Annotated in this window: 13 protein-coding genes; 3 read left to right on the top strand and 10 right to left on the bottom strand. The window is 43.0% G+C overall.

Features of this window, described 5'->3' with window-relative positions; genetic code table 11:
• Positions 1-22 precede the first annotated feature (22 nt).
• From H0262_RS01015 to sdhC, 5 genes are all read right to left on the bottom strand, one after another.
• Entirely contained in the window at positions 23-2,908 is a 2,886-nt protein-coding gene (locus H0262_RS01015; protein ID WP_181209369.1) for a 2-oxoglutarate dehydrogenase E1 component, read from the bottom strand.
• Positions 2,909-3,721: 813 nt separating this feature from the next.
• Positions 3,722-4,432, bottom strand: a complete 711-nt coding sequence (locus tag H0262_RS01010) for a succinate dehydrogenase iron-sulfur subunit (RefSeq protein WP_011512485.1) — start codon at positions 4,430-4,432, stop codon at positions 3,722-3,724.
• 207 nt (positions 4,433-4,639) lie between these two features.
• On the bottom strand, positions 4,640-6,490 hold the full coding sequence (sdhA, locus tag H0262_RS01005; RefSeq protein WP_011512484.1) for a succinate dehydrogenase flavoprotein subunit: 1,851 nt from the start codon (positions 6,488-6,490) through the stop codon (positions 4,640-4,642).
• A gap of 178 nt (positions 6,491-6,668) precedes the next feature.
• On the bottom strand, positions 6,669-7,055 hold the full coding sequence (sdhD, locus tag H0262_RS01000) for a succinate dehydrogenase, hydrophobic membrane anchor protein (RefSeq protein ID WP_262880863.1): 387 nt from the start codon (positions 7,053-7,055) through the stop codon (positions 6,669-6,671).
• 17 nt (positions 7,056-7,072) lie between these two features.
• On the bottom strand, positions 7,073-7,459 hold the full coding sequence (sdhC, locus tag H0262_RS00995) for a succinate dehydrogenase, cytochrome b556 subunit (RefSeq protein ID WP_011512482.1): 387 nt from the start codon (positions 7,457-7,459) through the stop codon (positions 7,073-7,075).
• Positions 7,460-8,490: 1,031 nt separating this feature from the next.
• Between sdhC and gltA the strand changes: the two genes are divergently transcribed.
• Positions 8,491-9,771 (top strand): citrate synthase, encoded by a 1,281-nt coding sequence (gltA, locus tag H0262_RS00990; RefSeq protein ID WP_181209368.1) that lies wholly within the window; start codon positions 8,491-8,493, stop codon positions 9,769-9,771.
• 79 nt (positions 9,772-9,850) lie between these two features.
• Here the strand turns inward: gltA and H0262_RS00985 are convergent, their stop codons facing one another.
• The gene (locus H0262_RS00985; RefSeq protein ID WP_181209367.1) at positions 9,851-10,813 is read right to left on the bottom strand and encodes a hypothetical protein; all 963 of its coding nucleotides are present in this window, start codon (positions 10,811-10,813) and stop codon (positions 9,851-9,853) included.
• A 101-nt stretch (positions 10,814-10,914) separates the two neighbouring features.
• Positions 10,915-11,412, bottom strand: a complete 498-nt coding sequence (locus H0262_RS00980) for a type IV secretion protein Rhs (protein WP_181209366.1) — start codon at positions 11,410-11,412, stop codon at positions 10,915-10,917.
• 329 nt (positions 11,413-11,741) lie between these two features.
• Here H0262_RS00980 and H0262_RS00975 point away from each other — a divergent pair, with 329 nt between their 5' ends.
• Together H0262_RS00975 and ribBA are read left to right on the top strand one after the other, a co-directional pair.
• On the top strand, positions 11,742-13,031 hold the full coding sequence (locus H0262_RS00975; protein ID WP_181209365.1) for a replication-associated recombination protein A: 1,290 nt from the start codon (positions 11,742-11,744) through the stop codon (positions 13,029-13,031).
• Between the two features lie 312 nt (positions 13,032-13,343).
• Positions 13,344-14,456, top strand: coding sequence for a bifunctional 3,4-dihydroxy-2-butanone-4-phosphate synthase/GTP cyclohydrolase II (ribBA, locus tag H0262_RS00970; protein WP_181209364.1), 1,113 nt, complete (start codon positions 13,344-13,346; stop codon positions 14,454-14,456).
• A gap of 104 nt (positions 14,457-14,560) precedes the next feature.
• On the opposite strand, the gene H0262_RS00965 is transcribed toward ribBA, so the two are convergent.
• The 3 genes from H0262_RS00965 to H0262_RS00955 form a co-directional block, all read right to left on the bottom strand.
• Complete coding sequence (locus tag H0262_RS00965) at positions 14,561-15,046, bottom strand: thioesterase family protein (RefSeq protein ID WP_020442488.1); 486 nt, start codon at positions 15,044-15,046, stop codon at positions 14,561-14,563.
• A 57-nt stretch (positions 15,047-15,103) separates the two neighbouring features.
• Positions 15,104-16,054, bottom strand: coding sequence for a hypothetical protein (locus H0262_RS00960; RefSeq protein WP_181209363.1), 951 nt, complete (start codon positions 16,052-16,054; stop codon positions 15,104-15,106).
• Between the two features lie 129 nt (positions 16,055-16,183).
• On the bottom strand, positions 16,184-17,161 hold the full coding sequence (locus tag H0262_RS00955; protein ID WP_011512474.1) for a uroporphyrinogen-III synthase: 978 nt from the start codon (positions 17,159-17,161) through the stop codon (positions 16,184-16,186).
• Positions 17,162-17,221 lie beyond the last annotated feature (60 nt).

Below are 17,221 nucleotides of genomic sequence, written 5' to 3'. Positions count from 1 at the left end.
AATCTGTTATTTAGATAAGCTATTAAATAGACAGCTCATCTACACTGATACCAAGACCACCAGCGATTAAATCTTGTTGTTGCTTAACGTGTAATTTTGCTGATCCTGTTGCAGGTGCTGCACTGGCAGGACGTGCAACTGGCTCCATCACTTTTGCTCTGGTTGGATGCGGTACAACAATACGGAACATATGTGGTGCTAAGTAATACCAAGCGCCTTGGTTCAACGGCTCCTCTTGCGTCCAAACGATTTCTTTTAAGTTACTGTATTTTTCAATTTCAGCAATTAAGCGTTTTTCTGGTAAAGGATAGAGCTGCTCAATACGAACGATTGCTACATGGTCTAGACCTAAAGCACGGCGCTGCTCAAGCAAGTCATAATAAACTTTACCGCCACATAGCACCATACGAGTCACGTTGTCCGGATTTTGCTGATCCATCTCTGGCAATACCGTTTCAAACTTACCATTTGCCAATTCTTCTAATTGAGAAGTCGCAAGCTTATGACGTAGCAAGCTTTTTGGCGACATCACGATTAACGGTTTACGAATCGGGCGAACCGCTTGACGACGTAGCGCATGATAAATCTGTGCAGGCGTCGTTGGTGTGATGACTTGCATGTTGTCTTCAGCACATAGCTGCAAGAAGCGTTCAAGACGGGCTGATGAATGCTCAGGACCTTGACCTTCGAAGCCATGCGGCAATAACATGGTTAAGCCGCAAACGCGCTGCCATTTGGTCTCGCCACTGGCGATAAACTGATCGATAACTACTTGAGCACCGTTAACAAAATCACCGAACTGTGCTTCCCAAACAACCAATGCATTTGGCACCGTGGTCGCATAACCATATTCAAAAGCTAGTACCGCTTCTTCTGATAGCAATGAATTATAAGTGGCAAAGCGTGCTTGATCTTCACTCAGGTGAGCAAGTGGCACATACATGCCGCCATCTTCAATATTATATAGCTCGCTATGACGATGTGAGAACGTACCACGCCCTACATCTTCACCAGTAATACGTACCAGCACTTTATCGTTATCAACCAGTGATGCGTATGCCAATGTCTCAGCTGCACCCCAGTTTAAGGGCTCTTCGCCAGTTTGCATCGCTAAGCGCTGCTCGACCACTTTTTGTACTTGGCGCTGTAGCTTGTAACCTTCAGGCATTTGTGCCATCCGGCGACCATAGCCTTTCAACATTTCGATGTCGACACTGGTATCCCAATCATCAACCAAATCGTGACCCAAATAAGGTTTCCAATCGACAAATAGCTGCTCATTAGGCTCGTTTACTAATGAGTTAGCAACATATTCACCGCGGTCTAACGATTCACGATACTCATCTTCTAAACGCGTTTCATCTTCTTTACTCAGCAAACCTTCTTCGATTAACTGTTTCGCGTAAATAGTACGAGTCGTCGGTAGCTTTTTGATCACTGCATACATGAGTGGCTGAGTAGCTGAAGGCTCATCCGCCTCATTATGACCGTTACGGCGATAGCAAAAGAGATCTATGATGATGTCTTTGTCAAACTCATGACGATAATCTAACGCCAATTGCGCAGCAAATACCACAGACTCAGGATCATCACCGTTAACATGCAAAATTGGCGCATGAACCATTTTTGCCACATCAGTACAGTATTCAGTTGAGCGTGCATCTTCTTGACGGCTGGTGGTAAAACCAACTTGGTTATTAATCACAATATGGATGGTGCCGCCCGTCGTATACGCACGGGTTTGTGACATCTGGAATGTCTCTTGTACCACGCCTTGACCAGCAAACGCTGCATCACCATGAATGACGATTGGCAATACTGAATTGCCCGTCTTATTTTCATGAAGTGGCTGATCGTTACGACGTACTTGACGTGCACGTACTGAGCCTTGTAATACTGGCGCAACGATTTCAAGATGTGACGGGTTAAATGCCAACGCTAAATGCGCTTCCCCACCTGGTGTCATCACGTTCGATGAAAAACCGTTGTGGTATTTCACATCGCCTGAGCCCTTTTCTGGCTGAACTTTGCCATCGAACTCATCAAACAAATCAGCAGGGTTTTTGCCCAAGATGTTTACCAATAAGTTTAAACGCCCACGGTGAGCCATACCAATTACCATCTCTTTGGTACCATAACCGCCAGCACGTTGAATGATTTCATTGATCGCTGGAATAAAGCTCTCGCCGCCTTCCAGACCAAAACGCTTCACACCCGTATATTTACGAGCAAGATATTTTTCTAAGCCTTCTGCTGCCGTCAAACGCTCAAGAATAGACAAACGTTTTTCTGTATCAAAAGAGATATGACCTAGATTGGTTTCTAGATATTTTTCCATCCAGCGCTTTTCTGTGCTGGTGGTCACGTGCATATATTCTGTGCCGATATAACGGCAATAGACGCGCTCCATGATTTCAATGATTTCACGTAACGGTGCTTCATTTTTACCGATATTTAGATCATTAGTCGGAAATACTGTATCTAGATCCGCGTCAGAAAGATTGTGATAGGCAAGGGTCAAATCCTCTACTTCCGCACGTGGGTGTAGACTTAATGGATCTAACTGCGCACGGCGATGACCGCGACGACGGTAAGCTGAGATGAGTTGCTGTACACCCATTTGCTTATTGTCACCAACATTGTTGCTATGACTAGTAGTCGCGCTACTGGTGTCGGTGCTGACCTTATTAGCCGTCTGATTACGGGCCAATAATAAAAACTGGTCTTTAATGGCATTGTGCGGCGCATCATTTGGCGATTTGTATTGTTCAAAATACGTTTGCCAATCGCTGCCAACACTATTAGGATCTTCTAGGTATTGCTCGTAGAGAATATCAATATAATTGGCATTATCAGCGGCCAATTCTGTTTGATCTACGCTCGCTGCTTCTTTAGTTATACTATTCATAATAATCGTCTATTTGATAGATAAATGAATGGAATCGTGCTTATTATTGTGAAATCTGTTAGATATAGGCGGCTCAGCTATTGAATAAATAGCTTTTTAACAATCAACAATCGACATAGAACACCATTCAAATTATTTGTGAACGTTCAGTTTTCTTATGTCGCTCGTCGCAAAACATTAATTTATATATAATGCTGTCAGTTATAACTAAATCGTTATTTATAGCATTTTTTTCAAAATTTTTTTGTTCAGCTGGCTTATTTACAAGCCATTTCTGCTGGATAACTTGGCTATTGTAGCTCTACAATGGCTATTTGACAAATTATGCACTGCTGTATAGCGTAACATGCCTACCTTTACAGCCATAGTTTGTTTGTTCAATACTAAGTATTTACACAATGAATATCTATGATCGCTTCAAGCCATTCATAGGTGATTGACTTCCTGCATATTCACACATCACTGCTATGCATCCGTTTTAACCTCAGTATTATATACCTTCTATCATCGTCATTCACCCCTATAATCTTATAATAACCAAGCATTTTTTATGCTTAGCCATTACTACTTATAATTATATAGGCAGATGGAGCAGATAACAGGTTGTCTTACATATAAGCAACGTATTGTTAGTATGGCCTTACTTGTCATCATTATTCTGATTCAAATTCAAATATTGTTCTAAGACAACTTAAAAAGCATGGTTACTTTACGCTATTGTTTTGCTTATTTTAACGAATAAAAAACACCACCTTATCTCAGGTGGTGTTTTTTATAGCGCTATTATAAAGCTAATTGAGCTTAAAAGGTATATTAACCTGCTTGATCAAGCAACAAATTACGCAGATGACCGATAGCTTTGGTTGGATTCAAGCCTTTTGGACATACTGATACGCAGTTCATGATACCGCGGCAACGAAATAAGCTGAATGGATCGTCTAAACGAGCCAGACGCGCGCGCGTATCACTATCACGGCTGTCAGAAACAAAACGATCAGCATGCAGTAGTGCTGATGGTCCTAAGAACTTATCAGGATTCCACCAGAATGATGGGCAGCTGGTTGAACAGCAGGCACATAAAATACATTCATATAAACCATTTAACTTGTCACGTTGCTCAGGTGACTGCAAGCGCTCAGTCGCAGGCGCTGGCTGATCATTAATTAAGAATGGATGTACTTTTTCGTACTGCTCGTAGAATTGGTTCATATCAACGACCAAATCACGAACCACTGGCAAACCTGGTAACGGACGAACGGTTACTTTTTCTGGCAAAGTATTCATGTTGATCAAACATGCTAGACCATTTTTACCGTTAATATTCATGCCATCAGAGCCACAGATGCCTTCACGGCACGAGCGACGGAAGGTAAGAGTTTCATCTTCCTTCTTTAGGCGTAATAACACGTCAAGCAACATACGATCTGAGTCTAATAGCTCAATCGTATAAGTTTGCATACGCGGCGCTGCGTCCAGATCAGGATCGTAGCGATAGATTTCGATGGTGCGAGTACCTCGGCTCATAATGCTAAACTCCACACGTCGGTGATGGCGGGCATACAAGGACTGCAACATAGTCGCGCTGGCTATTAATCTGTACTGACAAGAATGATCAAATACTGATTAATAGGGCGCTGGCATGAGCTTGTAGCTGGCGGTCACCTTTTTAATAAATGAATAAAGGATAAAACGTTTATGCTGTCTATACACATCAGGCGCAAGGCGTCTGAATTAGTAGACACGAACCTTTGGCTCGATATAATCAACCGTTAATGGAATTTTACGAACCGGCTTATAGATAATCTTATTGCCTTCAGAATACCATAAGGTATGCTTCATCCAATCATTATCGTTACGACCGTTTGGTGCGTATTCATCATCTTCAGGACGATCATAGTCAGAGACACTGTGCGCGCCGCGGCTTTCATGACGCTGGGCCGCCGATATCATCGTCGCTTTTGCTACTTCGTAAAGATTGCCTACTTCAAAGGCTTCAATACGAGCAGTGTTAAAGACTTGTGATTTATCAGCCAAATGAATCTGATCAATCTTCTCGCCTAGCGCTAGGATTTTTGCAACGCCTTCATCCATCATCGCTTGTGTACGGAATACACTGGCATGCGTTTGCATAGTTGCACGAATCTCATCGGCAACGTCTTGCGCATTGTAGCCTGAAGTTGACTGTTGCAGCTTGTCTAAACGACCGACTGTGTAATCAAGGACGCGAGGATCAAGTGGCTTATAGTTATGATCCGCATGATGGAATTCATCAACGATGTGCTTACCTGCAGCGCGACCAAATACCAATAAATCAAGCAATGAGTTGGTACCTAAACGGTTGGCACCGTGAACACTGACGCACGCACATTCGCCAATTGCATATAGACCTTTAACCACGTTGCCTTTAGCATATAAACCGTCTTCATCCGTACCCGCTTCTAGATCCGGAACAATTACTTGACCATGAATCGTGGTTGGAATACCACCCATCATATAGTGAATGGTTGGGATAACGGGAATTGGCTCTTTAGTGATGTCAACGTTGGCGAAGTTCTTACCAATCTCAAATACTGATGGTAGACGCTTCATGATGGTTTCAACGCCTAAATGCGTCATATCCATCACGATATGGTCAGCATTTGGACCACAACCACGGCCTTCTTTGATTTCTTGGTCCATAGAGCGCGATACTAAATCACGTGGTGCCAAGTCTTTTACGGTTGGCGCATAACGCTCCATAAAGGCTTCGCCATCTTTATTACGTAAGATAGCGCCTTCACCGCGGCAACCTTCGGTCAATAGTACGCCAGCACCATGAACGCCAGTTGGGTGGAACTGCCAGAACTCCATATCTTGTAATGGAATACCTGCACGAACTGCCATGCCAATACCGTCACCAGTATTGATGTAAGCATTGGTAGATGCGGCAAAGATACGACCAGCACCACCTGTCGCTAGGACAGTAATTGGTGACTGGAATACAGCAACTGTACCAGTTTCTTGTTCAATCGCGATAACGCCATTGATATTACCAGCTTCATCTTTGATCAAATCAAGCGCAATCCACTCGATAAAGAATTCAGTACCTTGCTGCAGGTTTTTTTGATATAAGGTATGTAATAGTGCATGACCGGTACGGTCAGCAGCAGCACACGCACGTTGTACGGCTTTTTCGCCATAGTTTGAGGTATGACCACCGAATGGACGCTGATAAATTGTGCCATCTTCATTACGGTCAAACGGCATGCCCATGTGCTCAAGCTCGTATACTACTTTTGGCGCTTCACGGCACATGTACTCAATCGCGTCTTGGTCACCCAACCAGTCTGACCCTTTAACGGTGTCATAAAAGTGGAAATGCCAGTTATCGTTGCTCATGTTACCGAGACTTGCACCGATACCACCCTGAGCTGCAACGGTATGCGAGCGGGTTGGGAATACTTTGGTTAAGACTGCAACCTTCATGCCGGCTTCAGCTAAGTGCAATGATGCACGCATACCTGAACCACCACCACCAACGATGACCGCGTCATAGTTTAGGGTTTTGATATTGCTAATGGTATTGTCTTGTCTAGTTGCCATTACGGTTTTCCTAATGCCTGTTAATACTTGCGAAGTAAATACAAGGACTGCTTAACCAGTCATACACTCCGAGCTGAATCATCGACTCAAAGCACGGATATGGATGATGTAATTGTATATAACTGGGTATCTAAGCCGCCTTCAACCACTTACTAAAATGTGCATATCTATCTGAGCGTTAAACAGCAACGACACCGAAGCCGTTACCCCAAAAAATCATGATGCCCCAGAATAAAAATACAAAAACGGCAATAATCATTAATGTCTGTAAGACCAAGCGTAGGCCAGCTGCGCTCGCGCCCAATTTACCGGTAGTGATATAGTCTGTGAATACGGTCCACATGCCAATCCATGCATGACCCGCAAGGGCCAGAACTGCTACTAAGCTAAATAGACGCATCGGTAAGCTGGTCATAAAATTTGACCATTCCGTGTAGCTCACATCGCCATGGGTCAAAAAGAAGCCCAATAGCACCACACTATAAACTGCTAAAACCACCGCACTGATACGTTGGACTATCCAATCACGTGAGCCTGAGCCGGTTAGACTGGTTGCGCTTTTGATTCCTGAATCGTTTCTCATTAGAACATCACCCATACAAATGACGCGACTATTAATATCGCTGCAATTACAAAGCTGATCATAGAGGCGGCACGGCCAGATTTCAGCTCTTCATTCATGCCCATATCAGCAAATAAATGCTTCATACCCATCACAAAGTGATAAGCGATGGCGGCGACGAAAATCCATGCCAAAAAGCGCACTAAAACATTGTCAAAAACAGTTTCAAAACTCTCAGGCGATGCCAAAGAATTCTGCAATAACCACAGCATGACTGGAATAAGTAAAAATAAAATGATGCCAGAGATACGATGCAAGATTGAAGCAATCGCAATCGGTGATCGATTAACACTAATCACTTGGCTGAGGGGCAGATCAATAGGTCGGTTGCTTTTCACAGCGGGCATCCTTTTTGCGGTTATGTCTGGTAGTTACTTATGATTTAGCAATCGTCTGCCAAATACACTGAGCACCACACAAGACGAATAAAGTAAGGAAGGAAGAGCTAGCTGACGTCATTTAATTTGCGCTAAATCTGAAAGCATACGAAGATTGACAGGGTCATTATGGGCATTCAACTATCGCTCAACAAACCCTTTCAACAATAAGCTTTCTACATATTAACAGACCACAAAACGAAGCACGGGATAAATCGATTAACTATTCTATTTTTACTGGTTCCCATTAACAAAAAAAAGACAACGCCATGGAGTCATCTCTATGTTATCCTTTTTTGTTAAGGTAAACTTCACTGTAGGCTATTTAAAAATAGAACAGTTAACAAGAATATTCAAGCGATAAGCTCGGTCTTGGTCTACAAAGTGATTATTCAATCGTAACAAAGTATGAGTGGAGCAAAGCCCCTTACCTACTTTATTAGGACAAGTCATCAATTTGCGCAAAGCTAGTGCCAGTTAAATCCCTCTAATTATAAAATGACTGAGCCCTAATTACAAATTTATCCCCTAAATAGTGGTTATTAGAGATTTATTAACAAAAAACTGGCTATTTGCAATATGAATTCATTAGTATTACTCAGGCTTAGTGACCTATAAAGCCAAACGAATGTATCAGCTAATGATGCTCTGTCTGTTTTATAGTAAATATTAGAAGATATCTCAACAGAGTACTTGGTTAAAACTGTCTCTTTATATCTAGGTTAATAATAATCATTACGCTATGATAAATAAGATGGTTTACAGTCAAATTACCTACTAGACATATTTTGATACAAAGTTTACAACCGATAAGCACTATTGGCGCACGTCTATTGGTGGTCTAGCAAGTAAAAGTCTTTTCAAAACTTAAGTAATAACTGCTAATATAGCCTGCATATTAAATAGGTCACATTCATTTTGGCCATTTGACTATTTATGACGCGAGGGTGTGCGTCACTATTATTTTTGTTCTAACAAGTTAAAACAATGGAGATTAAATTATGGCTGATAATCAAGCCACATTGACCGTAGATGGTAAGGACTACCAACTTCCTATTACTGAAGGTACTTTAGGGCCGTCAGTTATCGAAGTTGCTGCTTTCCAACAAGCTGGCTACTGGACCTATGATCCAGGCTTTATGGCAACTGCTCCTGTCGAATCGAAAATTACCTTCATTGATGGTGGTAAAGGCGAGCTATTGCATCGCGGCTATCCTATTGACCAGTTAGCAAACAATGCAGAATATCTAGAAGTGGCTTATGCACTGATTCATGGTGATCTGCCTAACGCTGAGCAAAAAGCCGATTTCTTTGAAAAAATTCGTAAGCATACTGGTGTTCATGATCAATTGCGTAAGTTCTTTGAAGGCTTCCGTCGTGACGCCCATCCAATGGCAATTATGGTTGGTGTCGTTGGTGCCTTATCCGCGTTTTATCATGAAGATTTAGACATCAGCAATGAAGAACATCGTGAAATTACCGCGATTCGCCTCATTGCTAAAATGCCTACACTTGCGGCAATGAGTTATAAGTACTCACAAGGTGAACCGTTCATGTATCCACGTAATGATTTCAATTATGCGGAAAACTTCTTATACATGATGTTTGCAACCCCTGCTGATGTTGATTATAAAACCAACGACGTTATCACGCGTGCTATGGACAAAATCTTTACTTTGCATGCTGATCACGAACAAAACGCTTCAACGTCTACCGTACGTCTAGCAGGTTCTACTGGCGCCAATCCTTACGCTTGTATCGCTGCTGGTATCGCCGCCCTTTGGGGACCATCACATGGCGGCGCTAACGAAGCCGTACTTGAGATGCTAGATGAAATCGGTTCAGTAGAAAACGTTCCTGAGTTTATGGAAAAAGTGAAAAGCCGTGAAGTGAAGCTAATGGGCTTTGGTCACCGTGTTTACAAAAACTTTGACCCACGTGCACAAGTGATGAAAGAGACTTGTGACGAAGTACTAGGCGCATTGGGCATCAATGATCCTAAGCTTGAGCTTGCTATGGCACTTGAGAAAATCGCTTTAGAAGACTCGTTCTTCGTTGAGCGTAACTTGTATCCAAACGTTGATTTTTACTCTGGTATTATCCTTAAAGCCATCGGTATCCCAACGTCAATGTTTACCGTTATCTTTTCACTAGCTCGTACTTCTGGTTGGATCAGCCATTGGTTAGAGATGCACAGCGCACCGTTCAAAATCGGTCGCCCACGTCAGTTATACACTGGTGAAACGCAGCGCGATTTTGTTAAAGTTGAAGATCGTAAATAGTAATTAAGCATTTGTAAAAATAAACAGCCATAAAAAATCTCGCCATGTGCGAGATTTTTTTATGGCTAAATTTAACGGATTACTTAAATTCTTTTAGCGTTTGCTCATATTTAGCGATTTGTTCATCATACCCTTCAATCGTTTCATTGAATTTCGCCATTAGCATCTCAAATTCTTGTTGTTGGGTTTGTTTCATTTTTTGCATATCTAGTACTTGCTGGGCTTCTATCTGCTCCCAAACTTGATGCTGAATAATTAAACGTGCCAATGCAGGGCTTTTAGCACTGACTCTGCCAGCAATTTCTGCATCTTCAAAAAGCTGTGGTACTAAAGTGGCGATATTAATCAAAGTATCCGTATCCTGCGCATTCAGTGGCGTGGTCACTGGCTGATAAAGCGCTTCCATTGCTTGCTTATAGCGTTCTATAATCTGCTTTTCAGTTAATATCATAGGCTTACGTGGCTCTAAGCTAATACGCTTTAATACCGTTAAATCGCGCTCACCAACTTCGGTACTGATGTTAATTTCATCGTTTGTGTCAGTATCTGTCCCAGAGTTGCCATTTTCTGCATCCTTTACAGCTGCTACCGGATCTTGTGTTAGTTGTGGCGTAGCAGCTATAGCTCCTTGATCGCTGTTAGCTGGCTGATTATTGCCAGTTGCAACAGTAGGCTCATCGACTAATAAAGCGTTTTCACTGTCTGCGATATCAGCAGCTTGTAGAGACTCGTACTCTGCTTGCAGACGCCCCTGCAATGCCTGAAACTGGGTAACATATAAAGGTTGGAACTGCTCAATACGTGCGGCAGCAGAATCACTTTGCGCCATCGGTTGGCTGTCTTCTTCACTTGTTTGCTCACTGGTTTGGGGCTTATCCGCTACATTTTCTTCTGCTGCTTGCTGCTGACATCCGCTTAACAATAAGACACCAGTCAATGCCGCCGCCAGTAAGGCATTTGAGTGCTGTGGACACTCAATACCTTTATTGGTAAGGTTACCATAGACACCATTATCATGTTTTACTAGCCAAAATTTAAACATCTGAATTTATTTCCTGTGTTAAAAACAAAAATATCACATAGCTATATAGAGGTTAAGAATCAGTCGCGGTATGGTCTACTAGGCTCAAGATTAGTCGCTAATTAAACCATTAAAAATGGAATACAGCCTGCAAGATCTTGACAGTATTGTCCGCGCTGACGACGAACAAAATAGTCTTGTACTATGCGTGCCTGCTGCTCGATACCATATTTAAAAAAAGGCTTACCCATTTCTAGTACATAATTATAGCGACGATCGATAATAGCACCGCGTACCACCTTCAAGCCTTGTTGCAGCTGCCACACATGTGTCAACTCATGTATCAGCCAACCTTGTTTGCCCAATGGCGCTTGGCTGAAATCATCTATCCAATCTGATGCATGAAAATAAATATGACCATTAGGACTCACAGCGTAATGTTTGAGTACCCACCATGCTGTTTTCAGCTGAACGTCATCAAGTCTGAGGCTGTCACCAAAAACCGAACGTGCAAGAGTAATTTCACCTTCAGTAAGAGACCGCGCTTGTTGTTTAGCAGTTCCTAAGTTAGCAGATACCGAACTACGATTTAATAGACGCTTAAAAATCGACTGCAACATGACTACTATCATCCTTTATCTGTGATCTATCATTTTCGTAAAGTTAGTTAACACCTTAATAGGGATAATATAGATATAAATAAAGCGTTAAAGACATAAGCTGTACATTTAGCTGACTTTTATTAACGTGAATCTGCGTTAGCCTAGCTTTTATAATAATGTTAAAAACATCATGAATTATTACCTTATTTATGACTAATTGCTTAATCGCAATAAGGACAGCATTACAAAGATAAATATGGAAAACAGTAATTTGACTTTGAATACTGTGGATAACTGTTTAATCTTACAATAAAAAGCCTTGAATCACAGAAGATATAGAGAATTTTATGCCACCTAATTTTCATGCTGATACACCCCTCGCCCAGCGTATGCGCCCGACCACGCTTGATGCCATTATTGGTCAAGAGCACTTGTTAGCAGTAGGTGCTCCATTACGGCGCTTGGTAGAGCAAGGACACCTGCCGTCTATTATTTTGCATGGAGAAGCAGGCATTGGCAAAACAACCATCGCTATGCTTTTGGCGGATGCCGTTGAACGACCCTTCCATGCACTATCTGCTTTAAATACTGGGGTTAAGCAGTTGCGTGAAGTATTAGACACTAAGGATTCATTGAGTTTTGAGTCGCCGGTGGTCTTTATTGATGAGATTCATCGGTTTAATAAAGCTCAGCAAGATGCGCTACTTGGTGCAGTAGAGTCTGGCGATATCACCTTGATTGGCGCGACCACCGAAAATCCTTCTTTTAGTGTCAATAATGCGCTGTTATCACGTTGCCAAGTGTATCGCCTAGAGCCATTGACACCTGAGCAAATCAGTGCGGTATTACAGCGGGCGCTTTTAGAAGATAATATACTGAAAAACCTATCGGTCGATTTGCAGGCGCAAGATACGATTAGCCAGTTGGCACATGGTGATGCACGAAAAGCCCTTAATTTATTAGAGCTAGCGATTCAAACGGCTGATACCAAGCAATCACCGATCATTATCGACGATACCTTAGTCGCTCGTGTCGCCCAGACTGCACTCGTACGCTATGATAAAGATGGTGAGCAGCACTATGATATGGTCTCAGCGATGATAAAGTCAGTGCGCGGCTCAGATCCTGACGCGGCACTATATTGGATGGCGCGCATGCTAGTGGGCGGTGAGCCTGCCGACTTCATCGCGCGGCGCTTGGTGATTTTAGCCAGTGAAGATATCGGTAATGCCAACCCTAATGCCCTACTCCTTGCTGATGCGGCATTGCGCAGTGTCCAATCCATCGGTATGCCAGAATCACGTATTATCTTGGGGCAAGTGGTGGTCTATCTGGCAACTAGTGCCAAGAGTAATAGCACTTACAACGCTATCAATGCTGCGATGAGCTTGGCAGAAAAAGACGCCTCTCCTGTGCCGCTACATCTACGTAATGGCGTGACCAAACTGATGCGTAATCAAGGTTATGGTCAGGACTATGTCTATCCTCACGATTATCCCAACCATTATTATGCGCAAAGCTACTTACCAGACAATTTAATCGATACGCGCTTTTATGAATTTGCGGACAATCAGCGTGAGCAGCATAGCAAGCAGTTTATCGATTGGCTGAAAGACCAAGCGGCCAGTAATGACTAATCACTCAAAATATGACTGATTATATGCACTGATCTATCAATTGTCGTTATCATTAGTGATACTAATCACGATTTTAGACAGACTGGCCTATATAGTTTCGAGATGAGGCAGCACAGTGGGATGAAAAGCGTTAAAATGTCCTCATAATGATGTATAAGCAATGATTAGATAACGTCTACAGTTGATCAATTTGATCCAGCGCGTTTTGCTTGACCACAACAGCGCTTTGTCGCATCTACTGCTACAATAGGCAGATAACGCTTTATATCCCATATTGACACCTATTTATATAATAAAATATTGAGACATCCTATGAGTTTAAATACTATTCCTGAGATTATCGAAGACATTCGTGCAGGTAAAATGGTCATCTTGATGGATGATGAAGACCGCGAAAACGAAGGCGATATTATCATGGCAGCGACCCACGTGCGCCCTGAAGATATCAACTTTATGATTACTCATGCACGTGGCTTAGTGTGTTTGACCTTGTCACAAGCACGTTGCCAGCAGTTGGCACTGCCACTCATGTCTGACCGTAATGAGGCAAAATTTAGTACCAATTTTACCGTTTCTATTGAAGCGGCTGAAGGCGTGACTACAGGCATCTCAGCCGCTGACCGCGCGCGTACCATTCAAGCAGCTGTCTCCTCTTCAGCAAAGCCAGAAGACATCGTTCAGCCTGGGCATATTTTCCCAATCATGGCACAGAATGGCGGCGTCTTGCACCGCGCCGGACATACCGAAGCAGGTTGTGATTTGGCACGTCTTGCCGGACTTGAGCCAGCAGCGGTGATTGTAGAGATTATCAATGCGGATGGCACAATGGCACGCCGTGATGATCTTGAAGTATTTGCAAAGGAACATGATTTAAAAATTGGTACGATTGCTGATTTGATTAACTACCGTATTGCTAATGAGCAAACTGTCGAAGAGATTGCCTCGCATCCGTTTGAGACCGAGTATGGCACTTTTACCTTACATCGTTTCCGTGAATTCGGTGCGACTGAAACCCATTTAGCCTTGGTTAAAGGCGATGTGAGCCAAGGTATTAGCACTGTTCGCGTCCATGGTTTCCATCCTCTACGCGACTTGTTTGCTGCCAAAAATGATACCACTGGTCGTAGCGGCTGGAGCGTACGCTCAGCATTAGAAGAGATCAGTGCATCAGAGCGTGGTATCTTGGTTTGGATTGGCAATCATGAGCCGACTGACTTAGGTGATGCCTTGGATAAGGCGGCATTGAATGAAGCTCTATCCACCATCACACAGCAACCATATCGCAGTATTGGTGTTGGCGCACAGATTTTGCGTCATTTAGGGGTACGTGATATGCGCCTCTTGTCATCACCAATGAAGTTTTATGCCTTATCAGGTTTTGATTTGAACGTGGTTGATTTTGTCCATGCACCAAAGCAAGATTAATAGGCTTAATTAATAAAAACTTATGATCAATAAAAAAGGCGCATCAGCTTAGATTGATGCGCCTTTTTCTTATTTGCTCAAAGCTCAATCACAAAGCATCATACTTAGAGTTGTGGGATATGACCGAATGTTGCTTCTAGAGCTAGTAGTCGTTCACGCTCCTCATTCGTCCATGGCTTTTTATCTTGACCATTGCTCTCTAAGCGCACTATCACTGCCTCAGCGGTCGCAACGATGGCAGCTTGTGCCATACTATAATAGCTGTACTCGATTACTATGCTGGTGGTACCCAAACGCTGGCAACGAACGCCTAATAACAAGGTATCAGGAAAAATCACTGGGCGCAAATACTGGCAGCTTGATTGTGCCAATACCGTAACCATATTGCCATCAAACATGCCCAGCGTTTGTAAATAGCCAATACGGGCTGACTCAGCGTAGCGATAGTACACCACATTATTTAGGTGATTAAAGGCATCCATTTCACCCCAATGAATCGGCTGCTGATGGATAATAGGATAATGCGCTAGCTCTTCAGGACGATGATTGTCCAAATTATCAATGATAGATGTTTGATTGAAAAGTTCCATAACTGCCTGTCTCTTATTTTTAAATACTTTAAAACAATCTTATAAATCCGTAGTGCATTAACGTTGCGGCTTATTTAAAATCTGTGAGGTTAATAATGGCGATGTTTTTGGTGCATTAACAATCAGTCTATCCAAACCTTCGATCACTTCTGGCATATTCTTAGGAGAGGATTTGGTCGGCAAGTCATTTTTGTCTGACTGTTGCTTGTTATCGATAGAAGCCTGTGATTCTGCTTGTTTAGGCATCAGCGTTTGCAGCTGCTTACGTGCTTGATTTAAATACATGACTAACTGATCACGATCGTGCATGTTGCTGGCTTGGCTGGCTAGATTTAAGGTCATGATGGCTTCATGAATCGTTAGCTGCCGACGCGTTAAACGGCTATTGTCAGCAGATTGTATCGTCGCTGTGTTTTTCTGGGACGTACTGTTGAGCTCAGTATTAGCAGCACGCTCATGGCGATATAAAAAATCTTGGATATTTTGAATCGCAAGATTTTGCAGCTGCCAAGAGCTTGGCTGAGCGCTTCTCGCCTGCAAGCGCTCAATATCTTTAACCAAGCTTTGTTTAATAACAACCGTTAGCGCGGGCGCAATCTCATTACTTTTTTGTGAAAGCTGCCAATGTAGACCTTGCAATAAATCAATCGCCGCACTGCCATTACTGTCTGCCAACAACCTATCAGCAGCTTGTATCTGGATACGCAATAAATCCAGCTGGTTTTGAGCTTGGCTATTGACCGCTGTACTAGTCGCTGGCAGCGTTTGTTGACTCATCGCAAATAAGCGATCGTCCATCTCATTTAAACGGCTGACAACTTGCTCATTACTTTGCAAGCGCTCATTGACCGTATGCTGAAAACGCTGCTGACTGATATATAGCCACAGTAAGACGCCTATCAACAATAAAATAACCACCCATTGCAAGCGTAACAAGAACATATTTGCTTGCCGGCGCTGCTGAAGAGCAGAAGGATCTTTCGATAACGATTCAGAATTCATTGGCATAAGGCCACACCGTTCATGATTGATAAGGTTAAGCGTAAACAGTTGAGCAAGTAGTTTAAATAATTTTAGAGTAGTAGCACGTTACGCTAAACGTCTCTTTTTTATCTCAAATTTACTATATGTTAAATATTATAAACTGGTTGTCTTAATAGCAGTGAGAATGGTTTCTGGTGCCAAATCCTCTACGCGCCAATAACTTAAATTTTGCTCAGCAACCATATTGGCTAAGCGCTCACCCAATACCACATAAGAAAAGTCTGATAGTTTAAGTGGCGCATTGACTGACATTACTTGGTGTTCTGCTGCTACATCGAATGTTTTGGCAGCCTGAACGATACTTTCCCAATGCTCAAATGCGGTACCACTACTTACAATGACAATGGGTTTTCCTTGCTGTGACGCGGTTATGCCAACGGTCGCATTTCGATTATTGAAATCTTGTAGCCATTGCTGATACTGCATCATGGCATCAATAGGCATTTTGCGCTCGTACCAAGCAATGCTATCGATATGCACACCGCGCGCTTGCAAAGTATCAACCAATAATCGTCGTCCACCAAGACCTCGCCACACGAGTAGCTTATCCCCCGCCTGCAGGCTATCAATCTCAGGCATCGCCAGCATACCTTCATTATTAGCAATAACAGGCTGCAGTACTTGATAACTGGCGTTTGATAACTTTGCCTCATTTAACACAGCAGCAGTCGCTTCACCAACCGCAATCAGATGGCTTGGCGCTACTGAAATATTAGAGCTACCTTCTATAGCCTCTACTGCTTTATCAGTCGCGCCATTAGCTTGGTGCTCACGCTCAAGCAACTGCCAAATAGCCAAACCTGAGGCTGCCGCTGTCGGGCTAACGATGACCAATGCTTGATACTCGCCTGCTAGCCACTGGCGCATCAGTATCATATCACTATCAGTGGTCAAACGCGGTTGCAGTGTCAACATCGGCATATCAACAACCGACATACCTGCCGCTTGTAAATGTCGCGTCAGTGGGGCGGCACGCTCGACTGGGCGCGTATTGATGACAAGTTGCGGCAGCAATAATGGCGTATTAATTGGTTGATTTGAATCCGTGGACTTAGATGATGACCAAGACATAAATATACCGTGAAAAAAGCAAATAGAGTTAGCACCATCATAGAGTCATCTAAACCATGA

This window comes from Psychrobacter sp. D2 (assembly GCF_013608135.1).
GTDB lineage: Bacteria > Pseudomonadota > Gammaproteobacteria > Pseudomonadales > Moraxellaceae > Psychrobacter > Psychrobacter cryohalolentis.
The sequence above is the reverse complement of the archived record's forward strand: the minus strand, read 5'-3'. Positions and strand labels throughout refer to the sequence as shown.